At 64.0% G+C, this 12,366-nt stretch carries 11 protein-coding genes; 6 read left to right on the forward strand and 5 right to left on the reverse strand.

What is annotated here, in order from left to right:
- Positions 1 to 34 precede the first annotated feature (34 nt).
- From nagA to Amn_RS01660, 4 genes are read right to left on the reverse strand one after another with little or no spacing between them, the layout of a single operon-like run.
- Positions 35 to 1,192 (reverse strand): N-acetylglucosamine-6-phosphate deacetylase, encoded by a 1,158-nt coding sequence (gene nagA / locus Amn_RS01645; protein ID WP_286294377.1) that lies wholly within the window; start codon positions 1,190 to 1,192, stop codon positions 35 to 37.
- Positions 1,189 to 2,199 (reverse strand): SIS domain-containing protein, encoded by a 1,011-nt coding sequence (locus tag Amn_RS01650; RefSeq protein ID WP_286297807.1) that lies wholly within the window; start codon positions 2,197 to 2,199, stop codon positions 1,189 to 1,191. The genes nagA and Amn_RS01650 overlap by 4 nt, the downstream gene beginning before the upstream one ends.
- Before the next feature lie 14 nt (positions 2,200 to 2,213).
- Entirely contained in the window at positions 2,214 to 3,002 is a 789-nt protein-coding gene (locus Amn_RS01655; RefSeq protein WP_286294378.1) for a GntR family transcriptional regulator, read from the reverse strand.
- Positions 2,995 to 3,876: a glucosamine kinase nucleotide-binding domain-containing protein gene (locus tag Amn_RS01660; protein ID WP_192319340.1), complete on the reverse strand. Its 882-nt coding sequence runs from the start codon at positions 3,874 to 3,876 to the stop codon at positions 2,995 to 2,997. Before Amn_RS01660 ends, Amn_RS01655 begins: the two co-directional genes overlap by 8 nt.
- 198 nt (positions 3,877 to 4,074) lie before the next feature.
- On the opposite strand from Amn_RS01660, the gene Amn_RS01665 reads away from it, so the two are divergent.
- From Amn_RS01665 to Amn_RS01690, 6 genes are all read left to right on the forward strand, one after another.
- Positions 4,075 to 4,989, forward strand: coding sequence for an N-acetylmuramic acid 6-phosphate etherase (locus Amn_RS01665; RefSeq protein WP_286294379.1), 915 nt, complete (start codon positions 4,075 to 4,077; stop codon positions 4,987 to 4,989).
- 36 nt (positions 4,990 to 5,025) lie between these two features.
- Positions 5,026 to 6,285 carry an ABC transporter substrate-binding protein gene (locus tag Amn_RS01670; protein WP_067955257.1) on the forward strand — a complete coding sequence of 420 codons (1,260 nt, stop codon included), beginning with the start codon at positions 5,026 to 5,028 and terminating at the stop codon, positions 6,283 to 6,285.
- A 218-nt stretch (positions 6,286 to 6,503) separates the two neighbouring features.
- On the forward strand, positions 6,504 to 7,445 hold the full coding sequence (locus Amn_RS01675) for a carbohydrate ABC transporter permease (RefSeq protein WP_286294381.1): 942 nt from the start codon (positions 6,504 to 6,506) through the stop codon (positions 7,443 to 7,445).
- A gap of 7 nt (positions 7,446 to 7,452) precedes the next feature.
- Positions 7,453 to 8,292 (forward strand): carbohydrate ABC transporter permease, encoded by an 840-nt coding sequence (locus Amn_RS01680; RefSeq protein ID WP_286294382.1) that lies wholly within the window; start codon positions 7,453 to 7,455, stop codon positions 8,290 to 8,292.
- Between the two features lie 44 nt (positions 8,293 to 8,336).
- Entirely contained in the window at positions 8,337 to 9,353 is a 1,017-nt protein-coding gene (locus Amn_RS01685; protein ID WP_502874762.1) for a Gfo/Idh/MocA family protein, read from the forward strand.
- 70 nt (positions 9,354 to 9,423) lie between these two features.
- Positions 9,424 to 10,422 carry an ABC transporter ATP-binding protein gene (locus tag Amn_RS01690; protein WP_286294384.1) on the forward strand — a complete coding sequence of 333 codons (999 nt, stop codon included), beginning with the start codon at positions 9,424 to 9,426 and terminating at the stop codon, positions 10,420 to 10,422.
- A 184-nt stretch (positions 10,423 to 10,606) separates the two neighbouring features.
- Here the strand turns inward: Amn_RS01690 and Amn_RS01695 are convergent, their stop codons facing one another.
- Positions 10,607 to 12,340 carry a hydantoinase B/oxoprolinase family protein gene (locus Amn_RS01695; protein ID WP_286294385.1) on the reverse strand — a complete coding sequence of 578 codons (1,734 nt, stop codon included), beginning with the start codon at positions 12,338 to 12,340 and terminating at the stop codon, positions 10,607 to 10,609.
- Positions 12,341 to 12,366 lie beyond the last annotated feature (26 nt).

Genomic DNA, 12,366 nt, shown 5'->3' on the forward strand with positions numbered 1-12,366 from the left:
CGTGACGGAGAGGGGGAGCTTCCCCGCCCGCTGGCTAAGCCTCAAACACCTTCTTGCCGTCGATCCACGTTCCCGACACGTCGAGCCCGTCGGTCAGCTGCACGGCGTTCGCCGCATAGCCCTTGGCCAGTCGTCCAAGGCGATGCTCCTGCTTGACCGCTTCGGCCGGGTAGAGCGAGGCCATGCGGATGGCTTCGTCGAGGGAATAGCCCATCTTCTCGTGCATGAAGCGTACCGCCGAAATCATGTCGAGATCGGCACCCGCAAGCGTGCCGTTTTCCAGCGTCAGGCGGCCGTTCTCGCGCTTGATGGTGCGGCCGTTGAGCTGGAACGATTTGAGGTCGGTGCCGATGGTCGCCATGGCGTCGCTGACCAGGAAGATGCGGGCAGGGCCGTTCTTTGCCTTGAGCGCAATGTGCATTGCCGCCGGATCGACATGGATGCCGTCGGCGATCAGGCCGGCCGAAAGCGTCGGAATGTTGACAGCAGCGCCGACGAGCCCGGGCTCGCGGTTGCCGATCTGGCTCATGGCGTTGAACAGATGTGTCGCCATCGAAGCGCCCGCCTCGGCATAGTCCTTGGCGGTGCGGTAGCTGGTGTCGGTGTGGCCGAGGCTGACGACGATGCCGGCATCGGCAAGCAGCTTGACCTGCTCGGCCTTGACCGATTCCGGCGCGATGGTGGTGAGCAGCACCGGCATTGTCGGCCGGGCAGCGATCAGCGCCGCCTCGTCGTCGGCATCCATCGGGCGGATCAATTGCGGATCGTGCGCACCCTTGCGGGCGAGCGACAGATGCGGGCCTTCGAGATGCAGGCCGAGGAAGCCCGGCACCTTGCGCCTGGCGGCCTCCGCTCCGGCGGCGATCGTCGAGCGGGTGATCTCGCGCGTGTCGGTGATCAGCGTCGGCAGCACCGCCGTCGTGCCAAAGGCCATCTGCGCCCTGCAGACGATCTCGAGCGTGTCGACATCGGGCTTGTCATTGAGCATCAGCCCGCCGCCGCCATTGACCTGCAGGTCGATGAAGCCGGGAACGAGCATGGCGCCCGCCTCGGCGACCTTCACGCCATCGGGGATATCGCGGCGCGCGACAATGCCCTCGATGACACCGTCCGCAACCAGCAGCGCGGCGTCCTGGTGCCAGGCGTCACCGTCGAAGATGCGCCCGGCTGCTATGGCAAGACGGTCGCTCATATCGTTTCGGTCACTTTGCGCAGGTTGGGCGGGGTGTCGGGGTTGAGGCCGCGATGGCGGGCGAAGGCCTCGACGAAGCCGTAGAACGAGGCGATCAGCATCAGCGGATCGGTGAGCGGATGGCCAGTGGCGACATGCTCCAGCACCTTGGCCTTCTTGGCCAGCGACGAGGTGATGTGGATCGCCGCACCGCGGTCGGCGAGGCCGTCGGCGGCCTGGGCGATCGACGGTTCGGAGGCGTCGCGCGCGGCCAGCGCCAGCACCGGGAAGCCCGGGCGCACCAGCGCCAGCGGGCCGTGCATCACTTCAGCCGCGCTGTAGGACTCGGCGTGCATGGCACAGGTTTCCTTGAACTTCAGCGCCGCCTCGTTGGCGATGGCGAAGGACGGGCCACGGCCGAGGATGAACAGCGAATTTCCTTCGGTCAGCTCGCCGGCAATGCCCATCCAGTCGCAGTCGACGGCCTTGGCGAAGTGTTCGGGCAGAGCGTCGAGCGCGGCGAGCAGCTTGTCGTCGCCGGTCCAGTGGGCAAGCACGGCGAGGCCTGCGACCGCCGAATTGACGAAGGTCTTGGTGGCGGCAACGCTCTTCTCGACGCCGGCGCGGATATCGATGGCGTGTTCGGACGCCTCGGCCAGCGGCGAGCCGGCGGTGTTGGTCAGTGCGATCGTCAGTGCGCCGCCAGCGCGTGCGCCCTCGGCCATGGCGACGATGTCGGGGCTTTTGCCCGACTGCGAGATGGCAAGGCAGGCGGAATCGGCGAGTTTCAGCTTGGCGCCATAGATCGACGAGATCGACGGGCCGATCGAAGCCACCGGCAGGCCGGCATTGAGCTCGATGGCGTATTTGAGGAAGGAGGCGGCGTGGTCGGAGGAGCCGCGGGCGACCGTCGTGACGAAACGCGGCTGGGCGCGCTTCAGGTGCAGGCCGGTCTCCGCCAGTTCCTTGGCCGAGCCTTCCAGCAGGCGGGCGGTCGCTTCTGGGATTTCGGCGATTTCGCGCCGCATATGGGTAGTCGCGTTCAAGTAGCTTCTCCTTCTTGCCCATCCGGGCCGGGCAATCTCAGTTCCGCGACGAAGTCATAGGCGTCGCCGCGATAGATCGACTTGGTGAACTCGATCACCTTGCCGCTGGCAAGGTACGAAATGCGCTCGATCTGCAGGCAGGCCGAGCCAATGGGCACGGCCAGGAGCTGTGCCTCGGCTTCGCCGAGATTGACGGCGGAGATGCGCTGCACGGCCCGGACCGGTCGATGACCGGTCTTGCCAAGAGCCAAATAGAGCGAAGATGTCACTTCGTGAGGGTCTGGCAGCACCGAAGCCGAAATTGTTGCGCGCTCGATGGCGAGCGGCGTCTCGTCGGCGATGCGCAGGCGGCTGAGTCTGGATACCAACTCGCTGGCCGAGAGCCCAAGCACCATCATCTCGTCCGGCGAAGCGGTGTAGATGCCGCGATCGAGCCATTGCGACCGAGCGGCCATTCCACGTCGCGCCATGTCTTCGGTGAACGAGGTCAGGCGCGACAGCGACTGCTCGACGCGCTCCATGCGCGGGGCAACGAATGTGCCCGAGCCGTGGCGCTGCACCAGCACGCCCGACTTCACAAGGTCCTGCACCGCCTTGCGCACGGTGACGCGCGAAATGTCGGCCTGGGCCGCAATATCGCGCTCCGAGGGCAGGGCGTCGCCGGGACCGATCAGGCCGCGCTTGACCGCTTCCTCGATGTTCTTCTTGAGCTGGAGGTACAGTGGCGCGCCAGACTGGCTGACGTCGCGCAGGGCGGCGAAAATGCGTTCGGCACCGTCATCCATGGTGACCTCCCGCTTTGCGGAATTTCTTCACCGCCATCTGCACGGCGCCGCCGAGCGCGTCCTGCAGCGGCGGATGCATGATGGTGCGATAGCGCTTGGAAAGCAGCGGTGCATAGAGGCCGGCGAGCCCGCCGAGAAGGCAGAGTCGTTCGCTGGGCGCGAGATCGAAAACGGCGAGCGTTTCCTCGACGTCGGCAACGGCGCGCTCGACAAGCTTCTGTCCGACAGCGTCGCCTTTTGCTGCATGCTCGAAAACCATCGGCGCAAACTGGCCGTAGTCTCCGGGCTTCGCATTGGTGGTGAACTCGACAATGTCGCTGGGGTTGTCGTTGAAGCGCTCCAGCATGATGTCGGTCAGTGCCGAGCCGGCATGGATCCTGTCGTAGACCAGCAGGCTTTCCTGCAGCAGGTCGCGGCCGATGCGCGCGCCACTGCCGAGATCACCGATCTGAAAGCCCCAGCCGCCGAGGGGCTGGAACTGGCCGAGCCTGCGACCAAGGTAGACGGTGCCGGTGCCGAGTGCCGCGATCGCGCCGTCATGGTCGCCGAGCGCGCCTTCCAACGAAATCAGCGAGTCATTCTCTACGGAGCTGTTTCGAAACGGCAGCATGGCTTCAAGCCGCTGCTTGTAGTCGCCGACATTGGCGCCTGCGAGCCCGAGCACCGCGTCGGCATTGGCGATCAATGCCGGGTCCTGGCCGGCATCCACGAATGCCTGGCGGGCTGCCTCGACGATATTGTTGCACGCACCGGCAAGGTCGGTGCGGATATTGGCCGGCCCGCCACGCCCGCGGCCGATGATATCGCCGCTAGCATTGGCCAGAGCGGCCCGGCAGCCAGTGCCGCCACCATCTATCCCGAGCACAAGATCCACGGTGTTTTCTCCTCGATGCTGATAATACCAATAAAATACCAATAGCCAAGTGTTAAATTTCGGATGGCGGAGCCTGATGCCCATTCAATTGAATTTTAAGGGATTTTTGAATTGCCTTGCGCTGCAGCAAAGGAATTTATTAACGGCGCTGGACAAGTGGTATTTTTTTGGTATTGTCGATGAAAGGGAGAGACCAGAATGGCGTCAAGGCGTACAGAAGCGGTGCACAAGGATGCCGGGGGTATTGATGCCCAGGCACCCGATTCTGTTCTTCGCCTGCTTGCCGATGCGCAGATCGAAGCTGCGCGCGCCGTTCACGCCGCCATCCCCGCAATTGCCCAAGCCGCTGAAAAGATTGCTGCCTGCCTCTCGCGCGGCGGTCGTCTCGTCTACGCGGCGGCCGGAAGCTCTGGCCTGATGGCGCTGGCCGATGCGCTCGAACTGCCCGGCACCTTCGGCATCCCGCGCGAGCGTGTCTTCATTCTTCTGGCTGGCGGCCGCGAGGCGCTGGTCAATCTCGCCGGCGGTCCCGAGGACGATGTTGCCCTGGCCGCCAGCGACGTTGCCGGGACCGGCCTGGAAGCGGGCGACTGCCTTGTCGCTGTCTCGGCCAGCGGCTCGACGCCTTATGCAATGAGCGCGCTCGAAGAGGCGCGGCGCCGCGGTGCCGCGACCATCGCCTTCGCCAACAATGCAGGCGCGCCGATGTTTGACCGCGCCGATGTTTCCGTGCTGCTGGCGACGCCGCCGGAAGTCGTTGCCGGCTCGACCCGCATGGGCGCCGGCACGGCGCAGAAGATTGCGCTCAACATGATGTCGACGCTGGCCGCGATTCATCTCGGTCATGTCCATGACGGCTACATGGTCAATTTGCACGCCGACAACATCAAGCTGCACGAGCGTGCCGCGCGTATCGTTTCGGCCATTTCAGGCTGCGATACGGCGACTGCCCAGGCCCTGCTCGCAAAGAGCGGCGGTTCGGTCAAGCTCGCCATCCTTTTGGCTTCCGGCGCGTCCAGCCCGGAAGCGGCAAACCAACTTCTTGAAGGGGCGGATCAACGGCTCAGGTCCGCACTTTCGAAGCTCGAGGGGAGCAGTGGCTCTCATCAGTAGAGGCCCGAGAGAAAGTACAAAACAGGGAGAACTGAAATGTCTAACAGGTTGCTTACTGGACTTCTGATGGCGTCCAGCATTCTCGGCTCCGCCGGGATCGCTCTCGCCCAGGACAAGACGCTGACGATCGAAAGCTGGCGTAACGACGACCTCGCCATCTGGCAGGAAAAGCTGATCCCGGCCTTCGAGAAGGCCAATCCGGGTATCAAGGTCACCTTCTCGCCGTCCGCTCCGACCGAGTACAACGCCGCCCTCAACGCCAAGCTCGACGCAGGCTCGGCTGGTGACCTGATCACCTGCCGTCCGTTCGACGCTTCGCTCGAGCTGTTCAAGAAGGGTCACCTCGCCGACCTGACCTCGCTGAAGGGCATGGAGAACTTCTCCGACGTCGCCAAGTCCGCCTGGCAGACCGACGATGGCAAGGCCAGCTTCTGCGTGCCGATGGCGTCCGTCATCCACGGCTTCATCTACAACAAGGACGCCTTCGAGAAGCTCGGCATTGCCGTGCCGGCGACCGAGGACGAGTTCTTCGCAGCGCTCGACAAGATCAAGGCCGACGGCACCTACATCCCGATGGCGATGGGCACCAAGGACCTCTGGGAAGCCGCGACCATGGGCTATCAGAACATCGGCCCGAACTACTGGAAGGGTGAGGAAGGCCGCCTGGCGCTGATCAAGGGCGATCAGAAGCTGACCGACGCCGACTGGGTTGCGCCTTATGCGACGCTGGCCAAGTGGAAGCCTTACCTCGGCGACGGTTTCGAAGCCCAGACCTATCCGGACAGCCAGAACCTGTTCACCCTCGGTCGCGCCGCCATCTATCCGGCCGGTTCGTGGGAGATCGCGACCTTCAACACCCAGGCTCAGTTCAAGATGGGCGCCTTCCCGCCGCCGGTCCGCAAGGCTGGCGACACCTGCTACATCTCGGACCACAACGACATCGGCATTGGCCTCAACCCCAAGAGCGCGAATGCCGAAGCCGCCAAGACCTTCCTGACCTGGGTGGCTTCGCCAGAATTTGCGTCCATCTATGCCAACGCGCTACCGGGCTTCTTCAGCCTGAACTCGGCCGCCGTGAAGATGGAAGATCCGCTGGCCCAGGAGTTCGTCTCCTGGCGTGAGAAGTGCAAGCCGACGATCCGCTCGACCTATCAGGTCCTGTCGCGCGGCACGCCGAACCTCGAGAACGAAACCTGGGTCAAGTCGGCCAACGTCATCAACGGCACCGAGACCCCGGAAGCTGCTTCTGCCGAACTGCAGAAGGGCCTCGACAGCTGGTACAAGCCGGCTAAGTAAGATGCGGCGGGCTTGATGCTCGCTTGGAGGGCGCCGCTTTGGCGGCGCTCTCCATCCCCTCAGCGAATTCGAACCTCGCGGAATCGGCAAGAGGGGTTGAATGCTCGCGCACAAAGATGCGCTACTGCTTCCCAGGCCATTGGCGGGAAGCCCGCAGAGGTCCATCCTCGCTATGATGAACAACGGCCTCCCAAACGGCCGGACCCAGGGATATTGAGATGTCGCAGCAAAGCCTAGAGCATAGCCAAGACAGAAGACCGAGGCGTTGGCACATAGCCGTCTTCCTGGCGCCGGCCGTGCTGATCTACACAGCAGTCATGATCTTGCCGCTGTTCGGCACCTTGCAGCTGTCGCTGTTCCGCAATGTCGACAACGCCCAGGTCTTCGCCGGCCTCGATAATTTCCGCACTCTGTTCGGCGATCCGCGCTGGTCGGCTTCGTTCTGGAACGCACTCGGCAACAACACCTGGTTCTTCATCATCCATATGCTGGTGCAGAACCCGATCGGCGTGGTCCTTGCGGCCCTGCTGTCGAGCCCCAAGCTGCGCTTCTCGGCCTTCTACCGCACGGCGATCTTCATCCCGACGCTGCTGTCCTTCGTCATCGTCGGTTTCGCCTGGAAACTGATCCTGAGCCCGCTCTGGGGCGTCGCGCCCAATCTGCTCGACCTCGTCGGCCTGAAGAGCCTGTTCGTGCCCTGGCTCGGCAAGGAAGAATACGCGCTGACCGCGCTCAGCCTGATCTCGGTCTGGCAGTTCGTCGGCATCCCGATGATGCTGATCTACGCCGCCATGCTGTCGATCCCCGACGAGGTTATCGAGGCCGCCGAATGTGACGGCGTCACCGGTTTCTCGCAGTTCTGGAAGATCCAGCTGCCGCTGATTCTGCCCTCCATCGGCATCATCTCGATCCTCACCTTCGTCGGCAACTTCAACGCCTTCGACCTGATCTATTCGGCGCAGGGCGCGCTTGCCGGTCCAAACTATGCCACCGACATCCTGGGTACGTTCCTCTACCGCACCTTCTTCGGCTTCCAGCTGCAGATCGGCGACAAGAACATGGGCGCTACCATCGCCTCGATGATGTTCTTCATCATCCTCGCCGGCGTCTGCCTGTACCTGTTCCTTATCCAGACGCGGCTGCGCCGCTACCAGTTCTGAGGGCGTCATGAGCAAGGCTGCCTCCTCCCTGCCACGCACCATCGGCGCCCATGCGGTGCTGCTGACCTACACCGCGATCGCGCTGTTTCCGGTGATCGTCATCGTCGTCAACTCGTTCAAGTCGCGCAACGCCATCTTCCGGTCGCCGCTGTCGCTGCCGACATCAGAGACCTTCGACCTGATCGGCTACACCACCGTGATGGCGCAGGGCGACTTCTTCCTCTATTTCCAGAACAGCCTGATCGTCACGGTTGCCTCGCTGTTCCTGGTGCTTTTGTTCGGCGCCATGGCGGCGTTTGCGCTGTCGGAGTACCGCTTCAAGGGCAACACCATGATGGGCCTCTATCTGGCCCTCGGCATCATGATCCCGATCCGCCTCGGCACGGTCGCGATCCTGCAGCTGATGGTGGCGTCGGGCCTGGTCAACACGCTGACCGCGCTGATCCTGGTCTACACCGCCCAAGGCCTGCCGCTCGCCGTCTTCATCCTGTCCGAATTCATGAAGCAGGTGTCGGACGATCTGAAGAACGCCGGCCGCATCGACGGTCTCAGCGAATACCGCATCTTCTTCCGCCTCGTCCTGCCGCTGGTCCGTCCGGCAATGGCGACGGTTGCGGTCTTCACCATGATCCCGATCTGGAACGACCTGTGGTTCCCGCTGATCCTGGCGCCGTCCGAGGCGACCAAGACGGTCACCCTAGGCGCCCAGGTGTTCATTGGCCAGTTCGTCACCAACTGGAACGCCGTGCTGGCGGCACTCTCGCTGGCGATCCTGCCGGTGCTGATCCTCTACTTCTTCTTCTCGCGGCAGCTAATCCGCGGCATCACTTCCGGAGCCGTCAAGTGACAACTGAAAAGCCCCTTCGCGTCGTCGTTGCCGGCCTCGGCAACATGGGCCGCAGCCACGCGCTGGCCTATCACAACAACCCCGGCTTCGAGATCGCAGCCCTGGTCAATCGCTCCGACGTGCCGCTGCCCGAGGGCATGGAAGGTTACGGCATCCAGCGCTCCTTCGAAGGCGCGTTGAGTGAACTCAGACCAGACGTCGCCTCGATCAACACCTATTCCGACAGCCATGCCGATTATGCCGTCATGGCAATGGAGATGGGCTGCCACGTCTTCCTGGAGAAGCCGCTGGCAACAACGATCGCCGACGCCGAGCGGGTCGTCGCCTGCGCTAAGGCCAATGGTCGCAAGCTGGTGATCGGTTACATCCTGCGCCATCACCCCTCCTGGATGCGCCTGATCGGCGAAGCCCGTGCGCTTGGCGGTCCCTACGTGTTCCGCATGAACCTCAACCAGCAGTCCTCGGCCCACAAGTGGGACACCCACAAGCAGCTGATGAAGACGACGTCGCCGATCGTCGACTGCGGCGTGCACTATCTCGACGTCATGTGCCAGATCACCGACGCCAACCCGGTCGAGGTGCGTGGCATGGGACTGCGCATGACCGACGAGATCGCGCCCGACATGTACAATTACGGTCACCTGCAAGTGCTGTTCGCCGACGGTTCGGTCGGCTGGTACGAGGCCGGCTGGGGCCCGATGATGTCGGAAACGGCGTTCTTCGTGAAGGACGTGATCTCGCCCAAGGGCAGCGTCTCGATCGTCGTCAACGAGGCGGCCACCAAGTCGGATGACGTCGATTCCCACACCAAGACCAGCATGATCCGCGTCCATCGCGCCGAGCTCGGCGCCGACGGCAACTTTGTCCATGCCGACGAGGACCTGTCGATGAAGGACGAGCCGGGCCACCAGGGCCTGTGTGATCGCGAGCAGGCCTTCGTGCTGAAGGCCATCCGCGAGGACATCGACCTTACCCGCCACATGGACGACGCCGTCAAATCACTGCGCGTGTGCCTCGCCGCGGACGAAAGCGTCCGCACCGGCCTCCCGGTCAAGCTTTAACAGCATGACCCCGAAAAGTTGCTGACTTTTCGGTTGGGATCATGCGTCAGGAAAACAGGAAGGAAGACCTGTGGGTTCTGTCAAGATCGAAAACGTCAAGAAGTCCTTCGGCCCGGTCGACGTGCTGAAGGGCATCGACCTCGACGTCAAGGACGGTGAATTCGTCGTCTTCGTCGGCCCGTCGGGCTGCGGAAAGTCGACGCTGCTGCGCCTCATCGCTGGCCTCGAGGACGCGACCTCGGGCAATGTGCTGATCGACGACACCAGGGTCACCAACGCCCCGCCGTCGAAGCGCGGCATCGCCATGGTGTTTCAGACGTACGCGCTCTACCCGCATCTGACCGTGCGCGACAACATGGCGCTCGGCCTCAAGCAGGCCGGCACGGCGACAGCCGAGATCGACAAGCGTATCGCCGCCTCCTCGGCCATGCTGTCGCTGGAGCCCTACCTCAAGCGCCGCCCGGCCGAACTGTCCGGCGGCCAGCGCCAGCGCGTTGCCATCGGCCGCGCCCTGGTGCGCGAGCCCAAGCTGTTCCTCTTCGACGAGCCGTTGTCGAACCTCGACGCCGCTCTTCGCGTCAACACGCGCCTCGAAATCGCCCAACTGCACAACCGCCTCAAGGCGACGATGGTCTATGTCACCCACGACCAGGTCGAAGCCATGACGCTGGCCGACCGTATCGTTGTTCTCAATGCTGGCCGCATCGAGCAGGTCGGTGCGCCGATGGAGCTCTACAACAAGCCGGCCAACCTGTTCGTCGCCGGTTTCATCGGCTCGCCGAAGATGAACTTCATCGACGGTGCCCGCCTTGGCGAAACCGCCAAGACGGTCGGCGTCCGCCCCGAGCACATTTCGGTCAGCCAGACCGAGGGCGCGTGGAAAGGAACAGTGGTCCACGCCGAACATCTCGGCGCCGACACCAATGTGTTCCTGGAGACGGAGAAGGCCGGCCTGATCACCATCCGCCTGTTCGGCGAATACCAGACCGGCCCCGGCGCCACGCTTTATGCCACGCCCGAACCTGCCCGCACCTATCGCTTCGGTGAGGATGGCAAGGTTCTGGGCTGACGATTGACGCCGCGGGGAGGGAAGGGCGATTAGCCCCCTCTCCGTCCGCTTCGCGGCCACCTCTCCCCCACTGCGTGGGGGAGAGGAAACGCCAATCTTGAAGGGCGCAATCTGCCAGAGCTCGGTTCCTCTCCCCCATGAAATGGGGGAGAGGTGGCACGGCGAAGCCGTGACGGAGAGGGGGCTACCTCTGCCTCAGCCGCTCCGTCTCCGCCGCATCGACCCCATCATCCCCGATCACCACGCCGAACATGTCGGCCGCCTGCGCACGCGTATAATAGCCGAGCCCGACATCGTGCAGCACCAGCCCCGCATCGCGCTCCATCGGATCGCCATAACCGCCGCCGCCGGGCGTGGCGACGGATACGCGGTCGCCTGATTTCAGCGGAATGTCCTGCTCCTTGGACAGATGCGGCGGCACATGCGCCACACCGTCGCGAAACACCGTCACCGAATTGACCTTGCCATCGTGCCCGCCGAGCGCGCCCTGCGGGCCGGTGCGGCCGTGGTCCATGACGAAGGAGGCGCGTGCCGCGCCGCGCAGCAATTCGATCTCATAGGCGAGGCCAAAGCCGCCGCGCTGCTTGCCGGCACCGCCCGATCCCTCGCGCAAGGCATAGTGGCGGTAGAGCACGGGATAGGCCTGCTCCATGATCTCGACCGGCGGCGATTTCGAGATGCCGATGGTCGAGCAGCCGTTGGACAGCCCGTCATGGCCTGAATTGCCGCCATAACCGCCGCCCGAGATCTGGTACATGACATAGTCGCGGCCGCGCGCCGGATCGTTGCCGCCGAGCGCGAAATTGCCGCTCGAACCGGCGGGTGCGGCCGTCACCTTGTCCGGTGCTGCCTGCACCATGGCGGCGAAGACGGCCTCGGCGATACGCTGCGAGACTTCCGCCGCGCAGCCCGAGACGGGGCGAGGGTAGCGCGCATCCAGGAACGTGCCCTCCGGCCGCTTGACGATCAGAGGCTCGAAGGCGCCGGCGCTGATCGGCACGTCGGGGAAGATGTGCCGCATGGCGAGATAGACCGACGACAGCGTCGTCGCCAGCACGCTGTTCATCGGCCCGGCGCAAGGGGCGGACGAGCCGGTGAAGTCGAAGGTCAGCGTGTTGCCGGCCTTTTCGACCGACAGCGCGATGGTCAGCGGGGCGTCGACCACACCGTCGGAATCGACGAAGGCCTTTGACCGGTAGGTGCCGTCGGGCAGGGCAGCGATATGCGCCCGCATCTGTTCCGCCGCGCGGCGGCGCAGTTCGGCGATGGCCGCCGTGACAGTGTCGTCTCCGTAACGATCGAGAAGCTGGAACAGCCTGTCCTGGCCGACATGCAGCGCGGCGGCCTGAGCCCTGATATCGCCGATGCGCTGGTCGGCCACCCGGATGTTGGAACAGATGATGGCGTAGATCTCGGGGTCCATCACCCCTTTCTTGAACAGCTTGACCGGCGGCAGGCGCAGGCCCTCCTGTTCCACTGCCGTCGCCGAGGCGGAAAAGCCGCCTGGCACGGCACCGCCGATATCGGGCCAGTGACCGGTGTTGGACAGCCAGCAGAAGATTTTACCCGCGCGCCACACCGGCATGGCGAAACGCACGTCCATCAGATGTGTGCCGCCGAGATAGGGGTCGTTGACGACATAGATGTCGCCTGGCTCCGGCGGCAGTACACGCCCGTCCGCGATCATCTCGATGATGGTTTTGGTCGAGTGCTGCATGACGCCGACGAACACCGGCAGCCCTTGCGACCCTTGCGCGATCAGCGCGCCGTCGATCGCCGAATAGATGCCATCCGAGCGGTCGTTGGCCTCGGCGATAACAGGCGAAAACGCCGCGCGCGAAAACGTCAGGTCCATCTCGTCGCAGGTCTGCTGCAATGCCGCCTGGATGACGGAAAGGGTGATGGCGTCGAGGGTCATGCGGCAACCTCGCTTGGCGTCCAGCT

This window comes from Aminobacter sp. Y103A (assembly GCF_030294925.1).
GTDB classification, from domain to species: domain Bacteria; phylum Pseudomonadota; class Alphaproteobacteria; order Rhizobiales; family Rhizobiaceae; genus Aminobacter; species Aminobacter ciceronei.